Raw genomic sequence first — 24,635 nt, 5'->3', positions numbered from 1 at the left:
CCTAAAAGCCTAGTGCGTTCAGGCCTCTGGGCTTGCGCTCCGGCCTTCTTGCCTGGACCGTGTTGGTGTTGCAGCCATTCTCCCGATGAGGGGCTCAGTACGGTACGGGATGTGGGTGTGCAGGGCTAACACTGTTTCGGTCCTGATGACTCCCTTGGTACGGAGTACTGACCGCAAAGCTGACTGGAGGTTGTGTGTATCCGTTGCCACCACGCGGCACCAGAGATCGCCGCGGCCGGAGATTTCATGGACCTCCAACACTTGGGGGATCAGGCGCAAGGCGCCGATGACGCCGTCGAGTTCCCGGTGGGTGACTTCAATCGTGACGAAAGCGACGACGTCGTAGCCCACCTTTTCGAGGTCCACTTCCCGCCCAGCGGCTTGCAGCACGCCTGAACGGAGAAGGCGCTTGACCCTGCTTTGGGCTGTATTGCGTGCTATGCCCAGTTCGTCGCTTAACTCCGCGATCTGGATGCGGGGGTCTTTGATCAGTTCCAAGAGGATCTTCAGGTCCAGGGGGTCAAGGGTGTTCAAATGGTCACTCCAGCTCACTTGGCTCGTACTACTTTGAGTATTCTGCTCAATTCTTGCATTCTGATAGTCCTCAAAGATCAGTGCTACTGCATTCTATTGCCATCACTACATAGCTGGGCTGCAATTCTCACAAGGAAACAAACAGTCCGGCCACCGAGTCCGAAGGCATGGAAAATGACTGTCTTGAGCGAACTCCGCATGCGTCCGGTTACCGCCGAACGCTGGGGATGGGATGCCTCCACCACTGCCAGGTTGGTCCTGGCCGGGGTTGTAATCTTTACGCTGCTGGTCGGCGCCAACCTGGCTACGCCCTTGTACCCGTTGCTGCAAGCCAGGATCGGCATGTCTTCGCTCGGCGTGACGGTTGCGTTCTCCAGCTACGTCCTCGCACTAGTAGCCGTTCTCATGGTGGCGGGCCATTGGTCGGACCACATCGGGCGGAGGGCAGCGCTGGTGCTCGCTGTCCTCGTCGGTTTGGCGGGAGGCGTCATCTTCGCGAACGCGGACACTCTCATCACCTTGTCCCTGGGCCGGGCGCTGCAAGGCGTGGCGGTTGGACTAGCCACGGGAGCCAGTTCCGCTGCACTGCGCGAATTACTGCCCCAGCGGCCCGATTGGGCGTCCCGCTTTACGTTGCTTTCTTCTGCCGGCGGCGTGGCCGCGGGCCCCGCAATCGGTGGTCTCTTGTCGCTCCTGCCGGACCCGACGCGCACTCCGTACTATGTGCACTCCGCGGTATTGGTAGCTGCCCTCATTCCCTTGTGGCTGCTGAAAGCCAGGCCAGCCATCGCGCCGGCGGAAGGACCGAAGCCGCTGAAGGTCCTTGCCCCCCGGAAACCGTCCATATCGCATGATGCGCGCGGAGCATTCTGGATGGCTTCGGCTACCGGGTTCCTGAGTTTCGCGGTCTTCGGCTTCTGTCTGTCCTTGGCGCCCGGGTATTTCGCCAGCGTTGTCCACGCCGATTCCAGGCCGCTGATCGGACTGCTTGCCGGCGTCACTTTGGGCGCTTCAGCACTGAGCCAACTGCTGGGTGCACGCGGACGCTTCGTGGTCCCCGTGGCGCTTGCCGTGCTGGGGGTCTCGGTTGTTTTGGTGGGAGCCGCCGCAGCATGGTCCAGCCCCTGGTTGCTGGTGGCAGCAAGCATCACCGCCGGAGTGGGGCAAGGGATTGCTTTTCGGCAAGTATTCAACGAAGTGGCTGGGAAAGTGGAAGCCGCCCGCCACGCCCAGGTCATCAGCACCGTCTACGTCATCACTTATCTGGGGAGTGCTGTTCCGGTAATTGGGCTGGGGCTGGCTGTCTCGGCGCTCGGACTGCAGCCCGCCGTCGTGGGTTTCACTGCTTTGTGCGGCCTGGCTGCCTTGTCGCTTGCGGCGGTGTCCCTTCGAAGCGCCTTGCGTTCCTGAGCTGCTCCGTTTATTCGGGCAGCGGTCCCCGGTTGCCGGGAATGTGCTGGAACACCATGGTGGTTTCCGTGTGACCCACCACGGGATCGGTGGCGAGGTTGTCCAGGAGCCAGTTGCGGAGGTCGTCCGTATTGGCGACGGCGATGTGCAGCAGGTAGTCCACTGAACCGGTGGTGTGGAAAGTGGAAATGACGGCCGGGAGATTGGGAACCCGCGCCGTAAAGCGGTCGATTTGGTCACGGTCATGGGCGCGGAGGCGAACCGCAATGAGGGCCTGAACAGAACGGCCGATGGCCGGCAGGCTCAAGACCGCTTCAAATCCCTCAATGATTCCCCGTTCGGAGAGCGCCCTGGTGCGCATGAGGGCAGTGGAGGGGGCGATTCCTACAAGTTCAGCCAGCTGCTTGTTGGAGATCCGGGCGTCGTCCACCAACGCGGCGAGGATTCGTTCGTCGATCGCGTCGAGCGGCTCTGCGCTGCCCGTGCTTGACCGAACATTCTTCGTGGGGTTGCTCACGGATCCTCCTGAAATTGCCTTTTGTCCATCCTAATCCGTGAAATCTTCAGGTGACTATCGTTTGGCGGGGCGTCGGCGGGCCCATCTCCGATCAAGCCGCTGGAGAGGCTCACTAAGCAGCATCACCAGCAGCGGCCAGTTTCCTACGCCCGGAATGACAAGGGCCAAAACAAGCGCCAACAGGAAAAGTCCGGAAACGATGCCGCTCGCTCGAATTCCTGACACCGCATCAGCGTCATCCATGGTGTGGAGATCGGGGTGGGTCCGCAAATAGGCACGGGCCAGAAGGAGCATGAGGCTGGTGGCGAACAGGGTTCCAATGTAGACAAGGGGCTGCGCCCAGTCAGACTGCATCTGGGTGGACAGTGATGTGGCCACGGGCATCACCACAATGGTGAACATCCATGCCACCGTCAGCCACAACAAGCCCGGGTCCACGCGCTTGACGCTGCGGAACAGCTTGTGGTGGTGCACCCAAAAAACGGCAATCAGGATGAAGCTTAGGACAAACCCGAGCAGGGCGTACTGTTCTTCCGCCAACCACTCGGCCGTTGTGCCATCGTGGTCCGCCAGTTCACCCACACTCTCCATGAGGGGCAGGATCAACAACGTCAAAGCAATCGCCACCACGGCATCCGTAAACGCCTGCAAACGCTCCGGCGACGACAGTTCCCGGCTTTTCGTGACCTGTGTCATGCCTCCGATTGTAGGGGCAGCCCGGCTGAAATCAGCGGGAGTTTAGCCGTGGGCGGTGCACTATCAAGGTGACTGCCGCCGTCGTACATGACAGTGCGATGACGCTCAACGCCAAAGCCGGCCAGCCAAACGCCTGAAAGGCAAGCCCGCCGGCCCAACCGATGACGCTGGAACCCAGGTAGTAGGACAGGTTGTACAGGGACGCTGCCTGCGCCCGGCCAGTGGTGGCAATAGCTCCCGTCCATCCGGACCCAACGCTATGGGCGGCGAAGAAGCCGCCAGTGAAGATCACCAGCCCGGCAAGGGTGGCTGCGAGGTTCTCCACCAATGTCATTGCCAAACCTGCCGACATGATGGCAATACCTGCCACCAGGACGTTCCGCCGACCGAACCTGGTGGTCAGCCCCGCGGCCCATCGTGAGCTGATGGTCCCGGATAGGTACGCCAGGAAAATTAGGCTGACTACGGTGGCAGGAAGTCCAAAAGGTTCGGCATGCAATCGGAATCCGAGGTAGTTGTAAACGGCAACAAAGCCACCCATGAGCAGGAAGGCCTGCAGATACAGCGACACCAACTTGGGATTACTCGAGTGCCGACCGAGGGTTCGCAGGGCGCCACGAAATCCCATGGGCGGGGCGGGACTGAACCGGCGTTGCTTGCGAACAAGAACCAGGAACAAGACTGCTGAAACGGTGGCCAGCAGGGAAACAGCCAGCGCCGCGGCGCGCCACCCCCAAAGTTCTCCAACAGGTCCGGCGACCAAACGCCCGGCCAAACCACCCAAGGTAGTTCCGGCAACGTAGGTTCCAGCGGCGAGGGCGGTATGGATTTTAGTAACTTCCTCATTGAGGTAGGCGATGGCGATGGCCGGGATTCCGCCCAGGGCCATACCTTCCAGAGTTCGGAGCCCCAACAGCCAGGGCACTGTGGGTGCCAGAGGCACCAGCAACCCTAAGAGCGTGGCGACGGCGACGCCGATGGCCATGGCGCGGACCCGGCCAATCCTGTCGGCCACAAAGGACCACGGCAGCACAGTGACTGCCAAGCCCACAGTGGCGAGGGAAATGCTCAAGGCCGCTTCGGCCGCCGTGATCCGGAGGTCCGCGGCCATGAGTGGAAGTATGGCCTGCGTGGAGTACAACTGCGCGAAGGTCGCAACCCCGGCAAGCGCCAAAGCGGCCAGGACGCGACTATAACCGCGGGAACCTTTGACGTGTCCGTCCCAGGAGTCGGTGCTGGGCTTGGAGGTTGCGTTGCTCACCGAGCCAGATTAGGGCTGGGTGGACACCATGTTCCAATGCATAGGTCACTTAGGATTGATGCAATAGTGCATGAATTGATCCTGCCAATAATGGAGCTTTATGGAACCCGATCACCAACAGCTCGTTCAACTGCTCCCTCTGCTACCTGTCTTGGCGGAACTTGGCCGGACGGAACACATGACTGAAACAGCCGAGATCCTCGGCGTTCCACAGTCGACAGTGAGCAGGGCCGTTGCACGGGCCAGCGCCATCGTGGGGATGGACCTGCTGATCCGCGAGGGTCGTGGCATTCGCCTGACACCGGCCGCGCGGACGCTGCTGCCCTACATCGAAGCAGCGCTGGAGGACTTCCAAGCCGGGCTGGACAGGGTGCGGCACGAATCTGACGTTGTGAGGGGCAGGATCGGGGTTTCGTTCCAACACACCTTCGGTGAAGCCACCCTTCCCTTGCTCATCAGCGCCTTCCGCGCACACCACCCGCACACTGTGTTCGAACTCTGGCAGGGTCCACGCGACGATTGCCTGAGGCAGCTGGCTAACGGGGACATGGATTTCGCGTTGACGGCACCCATCGCGCCGGAGGGGCGGGGTATTCGTGCTCTGCCTTTGTACCGCGAGCCATTGCGTGCGGTGCTGCACTACCGGCACCCTCTGGCCGGAAGGTCCAGCGTCCGCCTCTCCGAACTCCGGCACGAACCGTACATCACCCTCCCGGAGGGGGTGGGCCTTCGAGCTTTGGGTGAAGCGCTCCTGCGCGAAGCCGGATTCAGGCCGCGGATTGCTTTTGAAGTCCAGGAGTCCACCTCTGCCCGTGGATTGGTCTCGGCCGGGCTGGGCTTTAGCATCCTTCCGCCAGCGGGACCCGGTTCAGGGACCGGCCAGTTCCTTCCCGAGGCCGAACTTGGGCTCGTGGAAGTGGCTATCGAATCGGACCTGGCATTCCGGCAGATCGGTATCGCCTGGAGGGAGCGGAGTTTCGAACCGGACGCCGTCAGGCTGTTCCGGGAACTCGTGGTCACCGAGGGCGGCGACTTGCTCGCCGAACTTGTCAGAGCCCGTTCAGGAACTCCCTGACCACGTCTTTCGCAGATCCTTCCCTGGCCTGCTGCCAGCCGGTCCCTGCCCACAGGTTGAGGCGATGGGGATCACCTGCCGCGGATGATGCAGCCCGGACAGGGCTGGTGAGGTGGTGGATGGCCGGATAACCCTCCGGCGCGTCCTGATGGTCGCGGATGAATTCATTGACCAGCGACCGTGCCCATCGCCCCGTGAATGCCCGGGTCATTGCTGTCTCCGTAAATCCGGGGTCACCCAGCGCGTCCTTGTGCGGTTTCCGTGCACCGCTCTCGTCAGTCCGAACCAGGGCGGTCCCGACTTGCGCTGCTACCGCGCCAGCGGCCAGCACGTCGCGCAGCACTGCGGTATTCATGATGGCTCCGGCAGCGATGAGGGGAAGTCCGACGGCGGCGCGCACCTGGGCCACCAGCTCCGCCGTCGTACGGGCTGCTGGTCCCTGCGGGCCAGGCAGGAAGGCTGCCGTGTGTCCGCCCGCGGAGCTGTGCTGCACTGCGATGGCATCGGGGCCCTCTTCTGCAGCCGCAAGAGCCTCGTCCACACTGGTAACACTGGAAATGACCCGGCTGCCTGCTTTTTGCAGGGCCTGGACCACCGGCTTTCCCGGCAGGCCGAAAGCGAAGCTCACGAACTCCACGGGGTCGGCCAGCAGGGCATCGATCTTGTCCTGCCAGGCGTCGTCGTCATCGAGCCGGAGGGGAGGTAGCGTCACGCCGTAACGGGCCGCTTCGGGTTTCAGCTCCGCCCGGTATGCCTCAAGTTCCGCCCGTGCTTCAGGACCGGGCGGGAGCTGGCTTGGGTCCGGTACGAACACGTTCATGCCAAACGGAATATTAAGTTCCCGCGTGGCAGCAATTTCAGCCGTCATGGCTTCGGGGCTCTTGTAGCCGGCAGCGATGAAACCCAGTCCACCACCCTCATGAACTGCTTTCACCAACGCCGGCGTGGACGTTCCCCCGGCCATGGGAGCTGCAACAAACGGTGTACCAATCAGGGATTCAGGCATGTGCGGTTTCTCCTCCGGACGCTCCAAGCTAGTCTTTCACGGTGAACAATCCTGACTCTGCCACGCATTCCCACGCCGCCCCGGAAGCCGTGAGCGGCACTGTCATCGGCCTCGACATCGGCGGCACGAAAACCCGCGGCGTGCGGTTCCACAACGGATCGCCGGTCCGGGATGAGAGCGCAGGCAGCTCCAACGTCCAAAATGTTAGCCGGGACGTGGCCGCAGCGAACCTCGCTGAGTTGTTCGGGAAAATCGGTGGGGGCCACATTGACCAGGTGTACGCCGGTGCAGGGGGGATCGATACGGACGAAGACGCCCAGGCGCTCGCCGACCTCATCGCACCGCACGCCCCAGGCGCCCGCATCACGGTGGTTCACGATTCACGGCTGTTGCTGGCGGCTGGGGGAGCGGGCACGGGCGTCGCGGTCATTGCCGGGACCGGCTCGGCCGCGTGGGGAAAGAACGACGCCGGCGAGGAAGCCCGGGCAGGTGGCTGGGGCTATCTCCTGGGCGACGAAGGAAGCGGCTACTGGCTGGGGCGCGAGGCCGTCCGGCACAGCCTGCGCCGGATGAACCAGGGCCTGGAGCCTGACCGGCTCAGCCGTGCACTGTTGGACTCCGTCGGTGTGGAGGAACCCGGCAAGCTGATCGCACTGTTCCACTCCCCGGACACCGGCCGCCGCTACTGGGCGCAGCAGGCCCGGTTGGTAGTGGAAGCCGCCGACGCCGGTGACGAAACAAGTCAGGCACTAGTGGAGCAAGCAGGCCGCGACCTGGCTGAACTCGCCGAACAGGCCGTTCGCCAATTGGGCCTGGACGGTCCAGTGATCCTCGGCAGCGGACTCGGCATGAACGTCCCGCGGCTCCAGGAAGCGTTCAAGGCCAGGCTGGCCCAAAACGGCATTACTGATGTGCGCATTCTTCAACAGGATCCCGTGTTCGGCGTCCCGCGGCTCGTAGCGGAGCAGCGGGGTTAACCGTACAAAACTTAGCCGCGGGTTCGTGGCCGTAGCTTGACGCCCGGGAGCGGCGGGGCGGGAATGCGGCCAGCCTCCGGTCCTGCGTCAGGACCATGCCCGGGGACGAAGCCGAAGCGTGAGCTGGCGGCAGCGTCGTCGTCGAGCGATCCTTCGGTTTCCCACTCCTCACGGGCCTTTTCCACTTCCTCATGCGTCCTGCCCACGAAGTTCCACCACATGAGCAGGTCTTCGCCGAACGGTTCGCCGCCGAGGAGCATGAAGCGGGTGTCCGGTTGCGCTTGGACGGCAAGGCTGGACCTGCCGGCCCCCAAGTAGGCCAGGGGACCAGCCTCGATGTCCTGGCCATCGATCACGACGTGGCCATCCAGGACCAGTACGGCGTGCTCAAAATCGGGCCGCAAGGGCAATTCGAGGGACCCCGTGCCCGTGATGTCGGCTCCAACAATCGGGCTGAACATCGTGGCGGGGGAGCGCTGTCCGGCAAATTCGCCCACCATCACGGTGGCCGTAAAGCCTTCGCCCACCGCTACCGGCAGGTCCCTCACCTGTTCAAATGACGGCGCACGGTGCCTGTGCTCGTCCGGAAGGGCAACCCACAGCTGGAGTCCTCGGGACATCGGAATTTCTTCCACCAGTGGACTGGACCCGGTCTCGGTAGTGGCCGGAAGGACGGAGAACTCGGAATGGGAGATGCCATGGCCTGCCGTCATGATGTTCAGCTCGCCGGGCCGGACCACTACATCGCTGCCTACGCTGTCGCGGTGCCGTACGGCGCCTTCCAGGGGCCATGTGACAGTTTGAAGTCCGCAGTGTGGGTGGGGGAGTACGCTCATGGCCACCCGGTCGGGCCCGAAACTGTCCAGGAAACACCAGGCACCCACAGTCGGTAGACCTCGCTGGGGCAGCGTCCGCATGACGTTCATGGCGCGCACGCCACCCAGGGGAACCTCACGCTCGGGCCACAGCTGAACGCAAGGACCTTGACCTTCCGGCGCCGCGGGGCACACTTCCTGTGCGGGGGAAGTATCAAGATTGGTCATGTGATCATCACCTGTGCATAAATGTTGGAAATTGAGCTAATCTGTTCCACGTGAACAACGCCCTCCTGAGCTACCGAGACGCCGTCCTTTACCGTTCGGGTGAACCGTATCGCATCCTCGCCGGAGCCATCCACTACTTCCGTGTACACCCGGACCTGTGGCAGGACCGGCTGCGTCGACTTAAAGCGATGGGCGCTAACACGGTGGACACATATGTTGCCTGGAACTTCCACCAGCCTACGCGCGATGAGGCGCCGGACTTCAGTGGCTGGCGGGACTTGGGCCATTTCATTGACCTCGCGGCCGAGGAGGGGCTCGACGTCATTGTCCGCCCTGGCCCGTATATCTGCGCCGAGTGGGACAACGGTGGCTTCCCCGCCTGGCTGACCGGCGTTCCCGGCATCGGCCTGCGCTGCATGGACCCGGAATTCACGGGTGCCATCGAGGAGTGGTTCGATCAGCTCCTCCCGATCATCGCCTCACGGCAGGCGTCAGCGGGCGGTCCTGTGGTGGCCGTTCAGATTGAAAACGAATACGGCAGCTACGGCGACGATCACGAGTACATCCGCTGGAACCGACGCGTCCTGGAGGATCGCGGCATCACTGAGCTCCTGTTCACGGCCGACGGCGGCACGGACTATTTCCTTGACGGCGGTTCCATCGGGGGAACCTGGGCGACGGCAACGCTGGGAAGCCGGGGCGACGAAGCGGTGGCCACATGGCAGCGACGCCGGCCCGGCGAGCCGTTCTTCAACGTTGAGTTCTGGGGCGGCTGGTTCGACCACTGGGGCGAACACCATCACCGCCGGGACGCCGAGGACGCCGCGTTGGAAGCACGCAAGATGCTCGATCTCGGTGGCTCACTCTGCGCCTATATGGCCCACGGCGGGACTAACTTCGGCCTCACTTCCGGCAGCAATCACGATGGCACCATGCTGCAGCCGACGGTTACCAGCTACGACTCAGACGCGCCCATCGCAGAGAACGGGGCCCTGACGCCCAAGTTCCATGCTTTCCGCAGGGAGTTCTTCCGGGCGCAGGGCGTAGAGAAGCTACCCGACCTCCCTCAGGAGTTGCTGGCTGACGCACCGGTACTTCCGGCGCAGTCCCTGCCTTTGACCGCGGGCCCGGACCTGCTGGAGCTTGTGCGGGAAGCCGGCAAACCTGTCAGCAGCGTGAGGCCACTTAGCTTCGAGCAGCTGGGACTCGACGCGGGCATGATCCTCTACGCCGCCGAAGCCATCCTTCCTGGCCGCCCAGACGCTCCCTCGGAGAGCCGGCTGAAGATCACTGGCCTGAATGACCGTGCCTACGTGTGGGTGGACGGCACCTTTGCTGGTGTCCTGGACGACGTCAACGGTTCCGAGGGGTTGCCCGTCAGCGGCACGGGCATCCCCGCCAAGCTTGAGATCCTGGTCGAGAACCTCGGCCGCATCAACTACGGACCTCTGACGGGTCATGGGAAGGGAATTCTGGGCGGCGTCCTCGTCAACCAGCGCTACACCTTCCACTGGACGCAGACACCTGTTGCACTCGCAGACTGGACGCAGGAAGACCTTGAGGGGTTGGCAGGCGTCGACTTCGAGGTCCGGGAACCGGCCGACACTTACATTGCCTTGCCCGACTCGGGGAAGGGCTTCGTCTGGCTCAATGGCTTCCTCCTGGGCAGGTACTGGGATAAGGGCCCACAGGTGACGCTCTACGCACCGGCTCCTTTGCTTAAAACCGGCCGAAACAGCATCAAGGTGCTGGAACTCGGGAAACCAGGGACCGTCGTCGAACTTCGCGAAGCGCCTGACTTGGGTCCGGAAGAAGCAGGTCCGATCTCGGCGGCCGAGCTTCCGTAGAGTCCAGCCCGAGGATTTATGCTGACTCCATGACCCTCCAGTTCGATACCCGCCCAGCCGCTTACGCCGTGATTGTCCAAGAGGACAAGATCCTGCTTGCTTACTGGAAGCAGGACGGCAAGGAAGGCTGGACGCTACCGGGCGGAGGCCTGGATCTGGCGGAACATCCGGTGGACGGTTGCAGGCGTGAAGTCTTCGAGGAAACCGGGTATGAAGCGCGCATCGATCGCATGCTGGGTATCGACGTCGGCCATTGGCCTGCTGATGTCCTTCCCGACGGTTCGGTCAAGGATTTTCAGGCCATCCGACTGGTCTACGAGGCAACGGTGGTGGGCGGAGAACTGACCCATGAGGTGGACGGGAGCACCACGCACGCCGCGTGGATCCCCCTGAAGGACATTGGGAAACTCAACCGGGTGTCGTTGGTGGACACGGCACTGCGCCTGCACCGGGAGCGCCCGGCGGACGGGAAGCTGAGCTAAGCCAACCGGAAGGTGGGCCATAAGGCCTAGCCAAAAGATTCCGATGTTGGCTACGCTGAACATCGTTGCCGGCCCATCAGCTGCCGGCCTGGATGCCGAGGAGGTGGATTTGATGATTGCCACGATCTTGCGCGCCCCGCACTACGTTGCGGCGCGCCGTCATCAGCCCACCATTCCTGCCCCGGCATCAGCCTGCCAAAACTAGGCGGCCGGGCCTCCTCAGAGGCATTACATTGAACACTTACGCTTCAAGCGACCCTTCTTTTAGTTCCATCAAGCAGCTGCCCACTCACCCATTAAACGGACCAGTGGAGTACGGCTTCACCGACAAAACCGCGGAGCTTTTCCGCGCCCACAGCGCCCCCGGGAACCAGGAAACGGCCACACCCGGTCGCGTAGTGCGCCTTGACAGGAACCGGGTGCTCGTCGCATCGGCCCAAGGTCTCCTGCATTTGCCCTATCCCACGCATGGGTTTGTTCCGGCCACCGGAGACTGGGTATGGCTAGGCCACAACAACGCTGGCGAGCCCGCCGTCGTCGAGGTCCTTCCCCGCCATTCGGCGCTGAGCCGCAAGCGGGCCTTTGAAGCCTCGTCGGAAGAACAGATACTGGGCAGCAACATCGACATTGTTGCGGTGGTTGTCCCTGTGGACCGTCCGCTGACACATAACCGACTTGAACGGACGTTGGTGGCTGCGTGGGACTCCGGCGCCACGCCGCTGGTGGTCATCACCAAGGCTGACCTCGCCCACCTCGCGGACGACGTCGTGGGGGAAGTCATCCTTCAGGCCGCGGGCGTTGACGTCGTTACCACGTCTGCGGAGCAGGGCGATGGCCTCGACGAATTGATGCAGCGAATTCCTCAAGGCGCCACCTTGGTTCTCCTGGGTCCTTCCGGTGCCGGGAAATCGACGCTTATCAACGCCCTCGCGGGGCGTGAGCTCCAGCAGACAGGCGAGGTCCGGGCAGGCGACGGCAAGGGCAAACACACCACCACCTCGCGGGAGTTGGTACCTCTGGCGGGCGGCTCCGTGCTGATGGATACGCCGGGAGTCCGCGGGTTCGGGCTCTTCGACGCCGACGAGGGCATGGACGAGATGTTCGGCGATCTGGAGGAACTTTTCTCCCGGTGCCGCTTCACGGACTGCGCCCACCAAGCGGAGCCGGGATGCGCAGTCCAAGAGGCGCTCGCGGAGGAAATCCTGGATCCCCGGCGCTGGGCCAGCTACCTGAAGCTGCAACGCGAACTGGCGGCCTTGGCCAGGAAGCATGACGCTGCGGCCCGCCGTGCCTACCAGCGCGAATGGCACCAAAGGGTGATGTCAGCGGACCGAGGCCAGCGTGCAGCGGAACGTTACAAGCACGACCAAGCCGAGGAACGGACCGGAAAGGGCGGCAAGCGACGAAAACGCTGAACATTGCCGATTCATTACGGAACTCGTGGCGACGCTGACATCGTCGGTGGTGCTGGCTACGCTGGGTGAAGATTGCTTTGCAGCCAAGTAATAAGAGTGCATATGATCATCTGGCTCTACCGATGTTCTCTACCACAGATAGGTAAGCCCGGGTATGGCCGAAGCCATGATTGATTTCAAGAGCGTCACCAAGCAATACCAGGGCGGGCAACCGGCGGTGGATTCTCTCACCATGTCCATCGACAAGGGCGCCATAACCGTGTTTGTTGGCCCTTCGGGCTGCGGAAAGACCACTTCCCTGCGCATGATCAACCGAATGGTGGAGCCCACCAGCGGAACCATCACTGTTGCAGGGGAAGATGTCTCCCAGGTTCCCGCGGCCAAGCTCCGCCGCTCCATGGGCTATGTCATGCAGTCATCCGGCTTGCTTCCGCACCGATCCGTGCTGGATAACATCGCCACCGTTCCACGGCTCAACGGCGTACCCAAGGCGGCTGCGCGGAAACGCGCGGAGGAACTGCTCGACGTCGTCGGGCTGGCTTCCGTCCTGGGCAAGCGATACCCGTCACAACTCTCGGGTGGTCAGCAGCAGCGCGTTGGAGTTGCCAGGGCGCTCGCTGCTGATCCGCCGGTCCTGCTGATGGACGAACCTTTCAGCGCAGTGGATCCTGTGGTCCGTGACGAACTGCAACAGGAACTTCTGCGTCTGCAGCGGGAATTGGCCAAGACCATTGTGTTTGTCACGCACGACATCGACGAAGCCACTGTTCTTGGTGACAAGGTGGCTGTCTTCGCCGTCGGGGGCAAGCTCGCGCAATACGCGGCTCCTGAAGAGATCCTTCGGGCACCTGCGAATGACTTCGTGGCCTCCTTCGTGGGGCGCGACCGCGGCTTCCGCCACCTTGCCTTCAACGCCGCAGACGCCGTGACGCTGCACCCTGTCACCATGGTGAGTCCTTCCGATGGCCACCACGCGGGCCGCCAATCGGGGGAGTGGGCACTGGTTGTCGACGACGATTCGCGGCCGCTCGGATGGTCTTCACCGCGGGACGGCGCCGGGCTGATCCCCGGAGGTTCGCTCTTCCGCAAGGGAGATACGCTGCGGCGCGCGCTGGATGCGGCGTTGTCGTCGCCGTCGGGCCTGGGCGTCGCGGTTGACGACGACGGCCGGGTGGCCGGAGTCCTGAAGGCGCCGGAAGTCCTGGCTCTTATCGAAGAAGTCCGGCACCACAGGGAGGACGCCACCTGATGGAGTGGTTCCTTGCCAACAGTGGCATGGTCCTGGGGTTGGCCGGTCAGCACATGGTGCTGGCGATCATTCCCATGATCTTTGGATTGCTGATTTCGGTCCCCCTGGCCCAGCTGGCCAGGCGCAACAGCACGCTCAGGTCAGTGGTGGCAACAGCCACCTCATTGCTGTACACCATTCCCTCACTGGCCCTCTTCATCATTCTTCCCACCATCCTCGGCACGCGGATCCTGGATCCGCTGAACGTGGTGGTGGCACTGACCATCTATGCCGTGGCATTGCTGGTCCGTGCCGCGATGGACGCCTTCGACTCCGTGGATGATGACCTCCGAAACGCTGCCGTTGCCATGGGTTTCAAGCCCCTGGCCCGGTTCTTCCAGGTAGACCTTCCGTTGTCTTTGCCTGTGCTGTTCGCAGGACTTCGAGTGGTGTCAGTCAGCAATATCTCCCTGGTGAGCGTGGCGGCCCTGCTTGGTGTGGGCAACCTTGGGGTCCTGTTCACTGACGGCCTGCAGCGCACGTTCATCACCGAAGTTGTGGTGGGCATCATCGCGATCCTGGTGTTGGCGCTGTTGATGGATGCGGTTCTGGTGGTGTTGGAGCGGCTCTTGACGCCATGGACCCGCGCGGCAGGTGGAAGTTCGTCGCGTCCGGATGGAAACGCCGTGCTCACCGAGCCCAAAGCGGGACCCGCGAAGCCGCACGCGGCCCTCCGCCCGGACCCGGGAGCGTCCGCATGAACATCTTTGCTGAAACCATTGCCTGGCTGACAAACCCCAAGAACTGGGCCGGAAGCGGTGGAATCCCCACCCGCTTGCTGGAGCACCTGCAGTACAGCGCACTGGTGCTACTCATCGCCGCCGCCATTGCAGTGCCAATCGGTCTCTACATCGGGCACACCGGGCGCGGCCGCGTTGTCGCAGTGGCTGTCGCCGGAGCATTGCGTGCCCTCCCGACGCTCGGTTTGCTGGTCCTCTTCGCGTTGCTCGCCGGCAGTGGCTTGATGCCTCCAGTGTGGGCGCTGGTCATCCTCACAGTGCCGCCGCTTCTGGCCGGGACCTATGCCGGCATTTCCAGTGTTGATGCCACGGTGGTGGACGCTGCCCGGGCCATGGGCATGACCGAACTTCAGATCCTGTTCCGCGTGGAACTGCCCAACGGACTGCAGGTGATGTTCGGCGGCATCCGCACCGCGGTTCTGCAGGTCATCGCGACAGTCTCTGTGGTTGCCTACCTTCCGTTGGGTGGGCTTGGCCGGTATCTGTTCGACGGCCTCGTGCTGCAGGATTTCCCCAGGATGCTCGGAGGCTCCCTGCTCATCGCGGGGTTGGCCATCGCTGTGGACCTGATCCTGGCCGGCATACAAAGGCTCGTCATCTCGCCCGGCCTGACCCTCGACTCAAGCGGCCGCCAGAAGGCAGCCGACGATCTCACAGCCACGGTTCCCGCCGGGGCTGCCGTTCAAGGAGGTACATCATGAAAAACCCCGTCCCCATGACTCTTACGCGCCGTGGTCTGGGCGGCCTTGCCGCTGGACTGGGTGTGGCCCTCGCGTTGAGCGCCTGCGGCGGCAGTCCCTTGGCCACGCCTTCCACCTCGGCGCCCAGCGGTTCCTCCGCCGGAGGCTCACTGGTAGTCGGTTCGGCAGACTTCCCGGAGAGCCAGGTCATCGCAGAGATCTATGTGGGTGCCCTCAACGCGGCTGGTCTCACTGCCACGTCCAAGCCGAACATCGGGTCGCGCGAGATCTACTTCAAGGCTGTCCAGGACGGCTCCGTGGACCTCGTGCCGGACTACTCCGGCAACCTTCTCTCCTATGTGGACACGGAGGCCGCTGAGGTATCTGCCGAGGACGTCTACAAGGCGCTCCCGGGCAAGCTTCCGGAAGGCCTCGCGGTCCTGGAGCCAGCCAAGGCCGAGTCCAAGGACGCCATGGTGGTCACCAAGGCTACGGCGGAGAAGTACCAGCTGAAGTCCATCGAGGACCTGGCCAAGGTCTGCAAGGACTTCACCATGGCTGCACCGGCCACGTTCGAGACCCGTGCCTACGGCTTCCCGGGGCTGAAGGCCAACTATGGTTGCGAGCTCAAGGGCCTGCAGCCCTTCAACGACGGCGGTGGCAACCTGACTCTCCAGGCTCTCCTGGAGGACAAGGTTCAGGTGGCGGACATCTACACCACCACGCCGTCCATCGCAGATAACGACCTCGTCGTCCTGGAAGATCCGAAGAACAACTTCAAGGCACAGCAGGTCCTGCCGTTGGTCAAGGAAGCCAAGATGACGGACAAGGCCAAGGAAGCGCTCAACAACGTTTCCAAGATCCTTACCACCGACGACCTGATCAACCTGAACCGCGCAGTAAGCGGCGACCAGAAGCAGTCGCCTAAGGATGCCGCAGCCGCATGGCTGAAGGACAAAGGCATCGTCAAGTAGTACCTGAACAAAACCGCGTACGACGGCGGTGACGGACCCGCGCGGGACCGTCACCGCCGTCGTCGTATGTGTGAGTCAAGTCTCAGCTGAACTCCATCACCCGTGTGGCATATTTGAGGGATGGCGAATTTCAAGCAGTCCACCAAGCTTCATAATGTCCTCTACGACATCCGTGGACCGATTCTTCAGGCCGCCCAGCAAATGGAAGCGGAGGGTCACCGGATCCTCAAACTGAACATCGGAAACCCGGCCCCTTTTGGTTTTGAAGCGCCTGACGCCATCTTGGTGGACATGATCCGCCACCTGCCTAACGCTCAGGGCTACAGCGATTCCCGAGGCATCTTCTCGGCCAGGACCGCCGTCTCGCAGTACTACCAAACGCGCGGCATTCAGAACATCCACGTTGACGACATCTACCTCGGCAACGGTGTCAGCGAGCTCATCACCATGTCCCTCATGGCACTGCTGGACGACGGTGACGAAGTGCTGATTCCCACGCCGGACTACCCCCTGTGGACGGCTTCCGTGGCACTTGCCGGCGGCCGTCCCGTGCACTACCTCTGCGACGAAGAGTCCGGATGGCAGCCCGATCTTGAGGACATGGAATCCAAGATCACGCCGCGGACCAAGGGCATTGTGGTGATCAACCCCAACAACCCCACCGGCGCCGTCTACCCGGAGGAGACCCTCAAGAAGATCGTCGCGTTGGCAGAGAAGCATGGACTGGTTCTCTTCGCTGACGAAATCTACGAGAAGATCCTCTACGAAGACGCAGTTCACGTTAACCTCGCCGGGCTTACCGGTGATGACGTTCTGTGCCTGACGTTCAGCGGCCTGTCCAAGGCCTACCGCGTCTGTGGCTACCGCGCGGGCTGGATGGCAATTTCCGGGCCCAAGAAGGATGCTGCCGATTATCTTGAGGGCATCAACCTGCTGGCCAACATGCGCTTGTGCGCCAACGTACCTGCACAGCACGCTATCCAAACCGCGCTCGGCGGCTACCAGAGCATCAACGATCTCATCCTTCCCGGCGGCAGGCTCCTGGAGCAGCGCAACAAGGCGTACGACCTCCTGAACGCCATCCCCGGTGTCAGTACCCAGCAGGCCAGGGGCGCCCTTTATCTGTTCCCGAAGTTGGACCCCGAGGTTTATCACATCAGGGACGACGAGAAGTTCGTCCTGGACCTGTTGAAAGAACAGAAAATCCTGGTCTCCCATGGGCGCGCGTTCAACTGGGTTCGTCCGGATCACTTCCGAATGGTCACCTTGCCCAACGTCAAGGACATCGAAGAAGCCATTGGTCGCATGGCGGACTTCCTGTCGAGGTACCCGGGCAACTAGCCTGAGGTCCATAGCCGCGCCACGGGGGCGCGGCCGGGCAGAAAGGCATGCCAATGGCTGCTGCAGTTGAGTTCGCCAAAAGTCCGGCCGAAGTACTCAGGGTGGGCTCGGGGTTTACGCTGGCAGGCGTGGACCCTGAATCCACCCCGGGCTACACCGGTGTGAAAGCTGATGGCACGGCGCTGCTGGCCGCCCAGGATGATCGACTTGCGGAACTGCAGGAAAAGCTCTTTGCCGAAGGGAAGTTCGGTAGCCCCAAGAGGCTCCTGCTCATTCTTCAGGCCATGGATACTGCGGGCAAAGGCGGCATTGTCAGCCATGTTGTGGGAGCGATGGACCCGCAAGGTGTGCAGCTGACCGCTTTCAAGGCGCCGACGGACGAGGAAAAATCGCACGACTTCCTCTGGCGGATCGAAAAACAAGCCCCTGCGGCCGGAATGGTGGGTGTTTTTGACCGTTCACAATATGAGGACGTCTTGATTCATCGCGTCCATGGCTGGGCTGACGCTGGCGAACTGGAGCGCCGTTACGCAGCCATCAACGACTTCGAGTCACGCCTGCACGAGCAGGGAACCACCATCGTCAAGGTCATGCTCAACATCAGCAAGGACGAGCAGAAAAAGCGCCTCATCGCCCGCTTGGACGATCCCGGTAAGCACTGGAAATACAGTCGCGGCGACCTCGCGGAACGTGCGTACTGGGATGACTACATGGACGCGTACAGCACGGCGTTCGAGAAAACGTCAACCGATATCGCACCTTGGCACGTGGTGCCCGCCAACAAGAAGTGGTACGCCCGCATCGCCGTCCAGCAACTGCTGTTGGATGCCCTGGGTGGTTTGCAATTGGATTGGCCCAAGGCTGACTTTGACGTCGCCGCGGAGCGAGCCCTCGTGGTGGAGTCCTAGGCCGTAGGACTGCCGCTGGCCGGGGCTCCGCCGTCGCTGCTTGCATCACGGGCGGTGGCCAGACGCTTGCGTGCGCCCTCAAGCCAGTCCTCGCAGCGTTTGGCCAGTGCCTCGCCGCGCTCCCAAAGCGCTAGCGATTCTTCCAAGCTGGCTCCGCCTGCTTCCAAGCGCCCTACGACGGCCACGAGTTGTTCGCGGGCTTCCTCATAGCTCAAGCTGTCCAAGGATTCCGGTGCCGTTGGATTGTTCTCAGTCATGGTGTCCTTTGATGTGGTGGTGACGGTGGTTTCAGCAGTCTTAGTGTTCGACGAGTTGTCCTTGGCCGGCGGAAACAGCCCTGAAACGGCCCTCAGCTACGCGGACGCTTAGCGGCGTCCCCTCCGGTGCTTCCTCGGGGCTGCTCACCACGTGGTGCCCCGTCTGGTCCTCGCCGAGGAGCTGGACAACGGCATAACCGCGGTCCAGTGTTTTTTGGGGTGAGAGGGCACGGACCTGCGCACGCAAGTGGTGGACTTGGTCCAATGCCCTGAGTACCGCGGTGCTGACCGCAGAATGGGTCCTGCGCTGCAAGCGGTGGATGTCTTCGGAGCGGGCATCCACCATCGAAGCAGGAGTGGCCAATACGGGCCGGGACCTCAGTGCATGGAGACGATCAGTCTCGCGGTCCACCATGCGGCTGATACTTCGGCGGAGATGGTCCCGCGCCTGGCGAACCATGGCCAGTTCTTCGGCCACATCCGGAACTATGCGCTTGGCCGCGTCTGTGGGTGTTGACGCACGTAAGTCCGCTACGTCGTCCAGGATCGGACGATCAGCTTCATGGCCGATTGCACTAACAATCGGAGTGGTCGCGGCCGAGACGGCTCGAATGAGGTCTTCATTGCTGAACGGCAGGAGATCCTCCAGCGCGCCGCCACCGCGGGCGAGGACAATGACATCCACGTGGGGGTCGGCATCCAGTTTCTTTAGGGCCGCGATGATCTGCGAAACGGCGGTGTTGCCTTGGACAGCCACTTCGCGAACGTCAAACTCAACTGCTGGCCAACGCAACGCTGCATTGCGAAGGACGTCCTTCTTGGCATCGGAATCCCGACCCGTGATGAGGCCGATGCGGTGGGGGAGCAACGGGAGTTTGCGCTTCCGCGAATCCGCGAATAGTCCCTCGGCTGCCAAAGCCTGGCGAAGTCGTTCGATCCTTGCCAGTAGATCGCCCAGGCCTACCGGACGAATGTCCTTGACGGACATGTTCAAGCGGCCGGTCTTGACCCAGAAGTCCGCCTTGACCAAGGCAACCACCCGGGAACCCCGTTCCAGGGGTATCTTCTGGCGGTCAAGCACCGTTGACCAGACCGATGCCGGAAGTGAAATTCCTGCGTCAACATCACGCAGGGTCAGGAAAGCGTTACCGCCCCGGCGGTTCAGTTCAATGACCTGACCTTCGATCCATGCAGCCGGAGCCCGCTCTATGTGTGCCTTGAGCTTGCGGGACAGCAATTGCAGGGGCCAGGGGTTGTCCGGGCTGGTTTCGGCGGCAGTCCCCGGCAGCGTGGATTCCGGTGTCGCTTCAGCGGACATGGTGGGTCCATGGCTGGTTCAGTCGCCGTGTTTTTTCCTGCATTGTCATAGTCCTCGCTCAGGGGTGCGGCTGTGGTTGCCAACCGGCCTTCCAACTCTATCCATAGCTTGGGCGACGCCTCCGACATTTTTTCTGCCATGTGGACAGACCTAGGATGGTGCCATAGCCCCCGAGCCTGAGGATGACCTTGCGTACTTTTGTTTCAGCATTGGGAGTTATCCTCGCCTTAATCCTTACGGCTGTGGCCGTTCCAACGGCGTGGATTGACCAGAACATCGTCAAAGAAGAGGGCTTTGTACGCATAGCAGGTGAATTAGGCAACGATCCGGAATTCCAAGACCGCCTGGCCACGGCCGCTGTTGGAACCTTCGAGTCCTCCGTGGATCTTCCAGGACCTATCCAGTCCTTGGCGGCCGACGCGCTCCGCAGCGCTGCATCGGGCATGCAATCGTGGAGCGACTACCCTCAAGCGTGGGAAGAGACAGTACGCAACAGCCACAGGTTGAACTTCGGCGCAGCGAACCAACCGGAGGAGGCCGCCACCACCACTGCCCTGGTCCTTGATATCAGCCCTTTGGTTCGGCTCATTCGTGATCATTTTGCCGAGGCCACCCGGATTCGGATTGATGTTCCTGCGGAAAGTCTGGTGTCCCTGGGGGAGCCCTCCCACCGCCAACTGGTGGAGCGGGTGGCGGCATTCGCACCCCTGTGGTGGGTGGCCGCACTCGGTGCCCTGATATCCATGCTCCTGGCGCTTGTCGCCGCGCGCCGGCGGTCCTTGGTGTTGGTCTTCCTCGGACTGGGCGGCTTGGCGCTTGCTGCTCTCTGGACGGCCGGGGCGGATCTTGCCGGGGGAGTGGTTGGCAGTCTGTCCAGCGCAAACGGCGTGGCTGAGCTGTTCAAGCAGGAGTTCCTCACGGCAGCCAAGGCAGGCTTCGGGGAATGGATCCTCATCGCAGCGGTGGCGTCCGGTGGAGTCTTTGTGGCCGGCATCATAGCTTCCGTTGTGTCAGGGCGACGAGGGTCACGTTCGGCCAGCAGCTAAAGTCCTGCCCGATAGCAGGGAGGCAAAGTCCGGCCCGGTAGCATGGAGGAATGACCAGCACAGCAGTTTCCATTCCTATGCCCACGGTGCCCCGTAGACGCCGTTCCCCGGAAGAGGTTCAGGCAGCGGCGCCCGTCACGGGCCCCAAGAAGGTTCTGTTGGCGGCTCCCCGCGGTTATTGCGCTGGCGTGGACCGGGCTGTCATTGCTGTGGAGAAGGCCCTGGAGCACTACGGCCCTCCCGTTTATGTGCGCAAGCAGATCGTTCACAATGTGCATGTGGTCAGCTCCCTGGAGGAACAAGGAGCCATCTTCGTCGAGGAGACCGACGAGGTGCCCGAAGGTGCCCTGGTCATCTTCTCAGCACACGGTGTCTCTCCTGCAGTGGTCCAATCAGCCGAAGACCGCGGTCTGCGCACCATCGACGCAACGTGCCCACTGGTGACTAAAGTCCACAAGGAGGCCGTGCGCTTCGCCAAGGAAGACTACGACATCCTGCTCATCGGCCACGAGGGCCATGAGGAAGTCGAAGGAACCGCCGGTGAGGCCCCGGAGCATATCCAGATCATCAACGGACCGCACGAGGTAGACAAGGTCACCGTGCGGGATCCGGAGAAGACCATCTGGCTTTCGCAGACCACTCTCAGTGTGGACGAAACCATGGAGACGGTTCGCCTCCTTAAGGACCGGTTCCCCACGCTGCAGGATCCGCCCAGCGATGACATTTGCTACGCCACCACAAACCGTCAGGTGGCCATTAAGAAGATCGCACCGCAGGCTGACCTCGTGATCGTTGTGGGTTCGGCCAACTCGTCCAATTCTGTGCGATTGGTTGAGGTAGCCCTCGAATATGGTGCTAAGAGCTCGTACCGAGTGGACTTCGCCAATGAAGTGGACGAGTCCTGGTTCGAGGGCGTCGCCACTGTGGGCGTGACGTCCGGCGCTTCTGTCCCTGAAGTGCTCGTCAAAGATGTTCTGCGGCTTCTGGCTGACTACGGTTACGGCGAGGTCCAGGAAGTGGTGACAGCAGAGGAAGACCTGCTTTTCTCGCTTCCAAAGGAACTGCGGGCCACCTTGAAGAAGGCCGGCGACGTGACACGTGCCCTTGGCGGCCGTGGAAACCGTCAGACCTCCTAGCTCTTTCTCCTTACAAAACTGGCCCGCCATGGTCGCCTTCCGGGAAGGCTTCCACGACGGGCCAGTTTCGTTAGGAGGGGTTAAGTCCTAAGCGGCTGACTCCTGGTCTTCGCTGTCCTCGTGTTCGCTGGTCGTGTCCTGGTGCCCGAGGGTGTCGACGGCGAGCAGTTCAGGGGCTGCCAAGGCGCGGGGGACAGCCTCCACAGACATGGGAGCGGCAAGACCCGCATCGTTCATGGTGTTGAGCTTGCGCGCGGTCGGAAGTACCCGAGCCTCCAGCGTGCCCACCATGGCGTTGTAGCGATCCACGGATGTCTTCAGTGAGCTTCCCAACTTACCGACGTTCTCGCCAAGTGTGCCCATGCGCTCGTACAGTTGCTTGGCGAGCTCGAACAGCTCGTGGGCGCTGTCCGTTAGGACGTCCTGTCGCCAGGTGAAGGCAACCGACTTGAGGACCGCCAGCAAAGTCCCGGGCGACGCCAGAACCACGTTCCTGGACAAGGCATGTTCAAGCAAGGCCGGATCGGCTTCGAGGGCTGACGCCAGAATGGATTCCGCCGGAAGGAAGCAGATCACCAGCTCAGGCGAGTTCCCCGGAATGTCCCAGTATTTCTTGGCCGCCAAAGCGTCGATGTGGGCCTTGAGCGCCTTGGCATGCTGTGCCAGCAGGGTCTTGGAGTCATGGTTGACGGTAGGTCCCACCGACTCGCCGAACGAGCCGTCTCCGTGGAGTTGTTCCTGCGCGGCGAGGTAGGAAGCCAGCGGTACCTTGGCATCCACCACCAGTTGCTTGCCTCCGGGAAGCTGGACCACCAGGTCCGGCCGCAGGGTGTTGTCACTACGTCCGGAATGAACCTGCTCATGGAAATCCACGTGCCGGAGCATCCCGGAGGCCTCCACCACCCTGCGCAGCTGCACCTCGCCCCACTGGCCGCGGGCGCTATTGGAACGGAGCGCTGAGGCCAAAGCATGGGTTGACCGCAAGAGCTGTTCGTCGGACGAACGCGCATCCTGAAGTTGCTGGGCGAGTTGCCCGTATTGCTCCACCCTGTCCCGTTCGAGGAGCGAAACCTGTTGCTGGACGGCCGTCAGCTTTTCCGCCACGGGAGCGAGCGCACGCAGGACGCTGCCGTCAGAATTCCTTGCTGCGTTCAGCTCACGGTTCTGTGTAAACAAGAGCCGGCGTTCGGCGTCGGCCGCTGCCAGCTGTGCCGTCACCTCCGAAAGCCGTGACGAAACGGCGTCGAAGTCTTCTTCCAAGCCGGCGCCCCGGCGTCGGAAGACAACATAGCCGGCCGCGAGGCCAACCGCAGCGCCAATCAGCAGCATGAGCAGGGCCAATACCAATCCAAATCCATCCATGTGGCAACCCTGTCACAGGGGTACGACAGTTTTAGCGAGGTTGCCGCTGGGGGCGTCGAATGGGGGAGTGAACAACCCCGGACACGGTTGCAACGGGTAGAATCAATGCTCGTGGCTCTTACTATTGGCATCGTCGGACTGCCCAACGTCGGCAAATCAACTCTTTTCAACGCACTGACCCGTAATCAGGTGCTCGCGGCGAACTATCCGTTCGCAACGATTGAACCGAACGTCGGAGTGGTCAACCTCCCGGACCCCCGCTTGGCGAGGCTGGCGGAGATCTTCGGTTCGCAGAAGTTGCTTCCCGCTCCCGTGTCCTTCGTGGACATCGCCGGCATCGTGAAGGGCGCCTCCGAGGGCGAAGGCCTGGGCAACAAGTTCCTTGCCAACATCCGCGAGGCAGAGGCTATCGCGCAGGTCGTCCGCGTATTTGACGACCCCGACGTGATTCACGTCGACGGCAAGGTTGATCCGCGCTCCGACATGGAGACCATCAACACCGAGCTGATCCTGGCAGACCTTCAGACCATCGAAAACGCGATCCCGCGCATCGAAAAAGAAGTCAAGATCAAGAAGCGCGAAGCAGCCGAACTCGCCGCCATCAAGGCAGCCCAGGCAGTTCTGGAACGCGGCGACACCATCTTCTCCTCCATCAAGAGCGACAAGTTGGAGATGGGGCATCTTAAGGAGCTCGGACTTCTCACCGCAAAGCCCTTCATCTATGTCTTCAACGCCGATGAAGGCATCCTCGGCGACCAGGAAAAGCAGGACGAGTTGCGTGCCCTGGTTGCTCCCGCCGATGCCGTATTCCTCGACGCCAAGCTCGAAGCCGACCTCGTCGAACTGGACGAGGAAGAAGCCCGCGAGATGTTGGAAATGAACGGCCAGAGCGAATCCGGCCTGGATCAGCTGGCGCGCGTCGGTTTCCACACCCTTGGCCTGCAGACCTACCTCACGGCCGGTCCCAAAGAAACCCGCGCCTGGACCATCCGCCAGGGCGACACGGCACCGCAGGCTGCCGGCGTGATCCACTCTGACTTCCAGCGCGGCTTCATCAAGGCCGAGGTTGTCTCCTTCGACGACCTCATCGACGCCGGTTCCATGGCCGAGGCGAAGTCCCGTGGCAAGGTCCGCATCGAAGGTAAAGAGTACGTGATGGCCGACGGCGACGTGGTGGAGTTCCGCTTCAACGTGTGATTAGTGCCGTTTTCCCGCTTGTTTGCTGGGGTCAGGCTTGTTGAGTCCGCAAGGAGTCCGCAGAAATGCCGAGAGCGTCATCCATCATAGCGCTGGCAGCGGTCCTCGTGCGGTCCTCGGCAGTC

General features: G+C 62.3%; 25 protein-coding genes. 16 read left to right on the top strand and 9 right to left on the bottom strand.

Going from position 1 to position 24,635, the window contains the following annotated elements:
- Nucleotides 1–18: 18 nt before the first annotated feature.
- A complete protein-coding gene (locus ACNAOT_RS15960) occupies nucleotides 19–534 on the bottom strand; it encodes an Lrp/AsnC family transcriptional regulator (protein WP_091468835.1) in 516 nt (171 codons plus the stop codon).
- Between the two features lie 174 nt (nucleotides 535–708).
- Here ACNAOT_RS15960 and ACNAOT_RS15955 point away from each other — a divergent pair, with 174 nt between their 5' ends.
- A complete protein-coding gene (locus ACNAOT_RS15955; protein ID WP_091468834.1) occupies nucleotides 709–1,944 on the top strand; it encodes an MFS transporter in 1,236 nt (411 codons plus the stop codon).
- Nucleotides 1,945–1,954: 10 nt separating this feature from the next.
- Here ACNAOT_RS15955 and ACNAOT_RS15950 read toward each other — a convergent pair whose 3' ends face one another.
- The 3 genes from ACNAOT_RS15950 to ACNAOT_RS15940 are packed head-to-tail and all read right to left on the bottom strand — an operon-like array spanning nucleotide 1,955 to nucleotide 4,418.
- Nucleotides 1,955–2,461: an Lrp/AsnC family transcriptional regulator gene (locus tag ACNAOT_RS15950; RefSeq protein ID WP_420178563.1), complete on the bottom strand. Its 507-nt coding sequence runs from the start codon at nucleotides 2,459–2,461 to the stop codon at nucleotides 1,955–1,957.
- A 54-nt stretch (nucleotides 2,462–2,515) separates the two neighbouring features.
- Complete coding sequence (locus ACNAOT_RS15945) at nucleotides 2,516–3,157, bottom strand: TMEM175 family protein (RefSeq protein ID WP_420178562.1); 642 nt, start codon at nucleotides 3,155–3,157, stop codon at nucleotides 2,516–2,518.
- 31 nt (nucleotides 3,158–3,188) lie between these two features.
- The gene (locus tag ACNAOT_RS15940) at nucleotides 3,189–4,418 is read right to left on the bottom strand and encodes an MFS transporter (protein ID WP_420178561.1); all 1,230 of its coding nucleotides are present in this window, start codon (nucleotides 4,416–4,418) and stop codon (nucleotides 3,189–3,191) included.
- 100 nt (nucleotides 4,419–4,518) lie between these two features.
- On the opposite strand from ACNAOT_RS15940, the gene ACNAOT_RS15935 reads away from it, so the two are divergent.
- Complete coding sequence (locus ACNAOT_RS15935; protein ID WP_420178560.1) at nucleotides 4,519–5,493, top strand: LysR family transcriptional regulator; 975 nt, start codon at nucleotides 4,519–4,521, stop codon at nucleotides 5,491–5,493.
- Here ACNAOT_RS15935 and ACNAOT_RS15930 read toward each other — a convergent pair.
- Nucleotides 5,468–6,499: a nitronate monooxygenase gene (locus tag ACNAOT_RS15930; protein WP_420178559.1), complete on the bottom strand. Its 1,032-nt coding sequence runs from the start codon at nucleotides 6,497–6,499 to the stop codon at nucleotides 5,468–5,470. The genes ACNAOT_RS15935 and ACNAOT_RS15930 overlap by 26 nt on opposite strands.
- Before the next feature lie 41 nt (nucleotides 6,500–6,540).
- Between ACNAOT_RS15930 and ACNAOT_RS15925 the strand changes: the two genes are divergently transcribed.
- Entirely contained in the window at nucleotides 6,541–7,476 is a 936-nt protein-coding gene (locus tag ACNAOT_RS15925) for an N-acetylglucosamine kinase (RefSeq protein ID WP_420178558.1), read from the top strand.
- Nucleotides 7,477–7,487: 11 nt separating this feature from the next.
- On the opposite strand, the gene ACNAOT_RS15920 is transcribed toward ACNAOT_RS15925, so the two are convergent.
- Nucleotides 7,488–8,519, bottom strand: coding sequence for a pirin family protein (locus ACNAOT_RS15920; RefSeq protein WP_420178557.1), 1,032 nt, complete (start codon nucleotides 8,517–8,519; stop codon nucleotides 7,488–7,490).
- A gap of 50 nt (nucleotides 8,520–8,569) precedes the next feature.
- Here ACNAOT_RS15920 and ACNAOT_RS15915 point away from each other — a divergent pair, with 50 nt between their 5' ends.
- The 10 genes from ACNAOT_RS15915 to ACNAOT_RS15870 all read left to right on the top strand — a co-directional run bounded on the left by ACNAOT_RS15915 (nucleotide 8,570) and on the right by ACNAOT_RS15870 (nucleotide 18,194).
- Nucleotides 8,570–10,366, top strand: coding sequence for a glycoside hydrolase family 35 protein (locus ACNAOT_RS15915; RefSeq protein WP_420178556.1), 1,797 nt, complete (start codon nucleotides 8,570–8,572; stop codon nucleotides 10,364–10,366).
- Between the two features lie 29 nt (nucleotides 10,367–10,395).
- Nucleotides 10,396–10,848 (top strand): NUDIX hydrolase, encoded by a 453-nt coding sequence (locus ACNAOT_RS15910; RefSeq protein ID WP_420178555.1) that lies wholly within the window; start codon nucleotides 10,396–10,398, stop codon nucleotides 10,846–10,848.
- Between the two features lie 46 nt (nucleotides 10,849–10,894).
- The gene (locus ACNAOT_RS15905) at nucleotides 10,895–11,053 is read left to right on the top strand and encodes a hypothetical protein (RefSeq protein ID WP_179019417.1); all 159 of its coding nucleotides are present in this window, start codon (nucleotides 10,895–10,897) and stop codon (nucleotides 11,051–11,053) included.
- A gap of 28 nt (nucleotides 11,054–11,081) precedes the next feature.
- Nucleotides 11,082–12,263: a ribosome small subunit-dependent GTPase A gene (gene rsgA, locus ACNAOT_RS15900; protein WP_420178554.1), complete on the top strand. Its 1,182-nt coding sequence runs from the start codon at nucleotides 11,082–11,084 to the stop codon at nucleotides 12,261–12,263.
- A gap of 154 nt (nucleotides 12,264–12,417) precedes the next feature.
- Nucleotides 12,418–13,512, top strand: a complete 1,095-nt coding sequence (locus ACNAOT_RS15895; RefSeq protein ID WP_091468810.1) for an ABC transporter ATP-binding protein — start codon at nucleotides 12,418–12,420, stop codon at nucleotides 13,510–13,512.
- Nucleotides 13,512–14,252: an ABC transporter permease gene (locus ACNAOT_RS15890; RefSeq protein ID WP_420178553.1), complete on the top strand. Its 741-nt coding sequence runs from the start codon at nucleotides 13,512–13,514 to the stop codon at nucleotides 14,250–14,252. The genes ACNAOT_RS15895 and ACNAOT_RS15890 overlap by 1 nt, the downstream gene beginning before the upstream one ends.
- Nucleotides 14,249–14,992, top strand: coding sequence for an ABC transporter permease (locus ACNAOT_RS15885; RefSeq protein ID WP_420178552.1), 744 nt, complete (start codon nucleotides 14,249–14,251; stop codon nucleotides 14,990–14,992). The genes ACNAOT_RS15890 and ACNAOT_RS15885 overlap by 4 nt, the downstream gene beginning before the upstream one ends.
- Nucleotides 14,989–15,945: an ABC transporter substrate-binding protein gene (locus ACNAOT_RS15880; protein WP_420178551.1), complete on the top strand. Its 957-nt coding sequence runs from the start codon at nucleotides 14,989–14,991 to the stop codon at nucleotides 15,943–15,945. The genes ACNAOT_RS15885 and ACNAOT_RS15880 overlap by 4 nt, the downstream gene beginning before the upstream one ends.
- A 120-nt stretch (nucleotides 15,946–16,065) precedes the next feature.
- Nucleotides 16,066–17,286, top strand: coding sequence for a pyridoxal phosphate-dependent aminotransferase (locus ACNAOT_RS15875; protein WP_017200378.1), 1,221 nt, complete (start codon nucleotides 16,066–16,068; stop codon nucleotides 17,284–17,286).
- 53 nt (nucleotides 17,287–17,339) lie between these two features.
- Nucleotides 17,340–18,194: a polyphosphate kinase 2 family protein gene (locus ACNAOT_RS15870; RefSeq protein WP_420178550.1), complete on the top strand. Its 855-nt coding sequence runs from the start codon at nucleotides 17,340–17,342 to the stop codon at nucleotides 18,192–18,194.
- On the opposite strand, the gene ACNAOT_RS15865 is transcribed toward ACNAOT_RS15870, so the two are convergent.
- Both ACNAOT_RS15865 and xseA read right to left on the bottom strand, forming a co-directional pair.
- Complete coding sequence (locus tag ACNAOT_RS15865) at nucleotides 18,191–18,451, bottom strand: exodeoxyribonuclease VII small subunit (protein WP_420178549.1); 261 nt, start codon at nucleotides 18,449–18,451, stop codon at nucleotides 18,191–18,193. The genes ACNAOT_RS15870 and ACNAOT_RS15865 overlap by 4 nt on opposite strands.
- A 40-nt stretch (nucleotides 18,452–18,491) precedes the next feature.
- Complete coding sequence (gene xseA / locus ACNAOT_RS15860; protein WP_420178548.1) at nucleotides 18,492–19,769, bottom strand: exodeoxyribonuclease VII large subunit; 1,278 nt, start codon at nucleotides 19,767–19,769, stop codon at nucleotides 18,492–18,494.
- A gap of 182 nt (nucleotides 19,770–19,951) precedes the next feature.
- Between xseA and ACNAOT_RS15855 the strand changes: the two genes are divergently transcribed.
- Nucleotides 19,952–20,815 (top strand): hypothetical protein, encoded by an 864-nt coding sequence (locus ACNAOT_RS15855; RefSeq protein ID WP_420178547.1) that lies wholly within the window; start codon nucleotides 19,952–19,954, stop codon nucleotides 20,813–20,815.
- Between the two features lie 50 nt (nucleotides 20,816–20,865).
- The gene (locus tag ACNAOT_RS15850; RefSeq protein WP_024817476.1) at nucleotides 20,866–21,951 is read left to right on the top strand and encodes a 4-hydroxy-3-methylbut-2-enyl diphosphate reductase; all 1,086 of its coding nucleotides are present in this window, start codon (nucleotides 20,866–20,868) and stop codon (nucleotides 21,949–21,951) included.
- An 87-nt stretch (nucleotides 21,952–22,038) separates the two neighbouring features.
- On the opposite strand, the gene ACNAOT_RS15845 is transcribed toward ACNAOT_RS15850, so the two are convergent.
- Nucleotides 22,039–23,313 carry a DNA recombination protein RmuC gene (locus ACNAOT_RS15845; protein ID WP_420178546.1) on the bottom strand — a complete coding sequence of 425 codons (1,275 nt, stop codon included), beginning with the start codon at nucleotides 23,311–23,313 and terminating at the stop codon, nucleotides 22,039–22,041.
- A gap of 111 nt (nucleotides 23,314–23,424) precedes the next feature.
- Here ACNAOT_RS15845 and ychF point away from each other — a divergent pair, with 111 nt between their 5' ends.
- Nucleotides 23,425–24,510 carry a redox-regulated ATPase YchF gene (ychF, locus tag ACNAOT_RS15840; RefSeq protein ID WP_420178545.1) on the top strand — a complete coding sequence of 362 codons (1,086 nt, stop codon included), beginning with the start codon at nucleotides 23,425–23,427 and terminating at the stop codon, nucleotides 24,508–24,510.
- Nucleotides 24,511–24,635: the final 125 nt, after the last annotated feature.

Source organism: Paenarthrobacter sp. TA1.8, from assembly GCF_048595705.1.
Classification (GTDB): Bacteria; Actinomycetota; Actinomycetes; order Actinomycetales; family Micrococcaceae; genus Arthrobacter; species Arthrobacter nitroguajacolicus.
The sequence above is the reverse complement of the archived record's forward strand: the minus strand, read 5'-3'. Positions and strand labels throughout refer to the sequence as shown.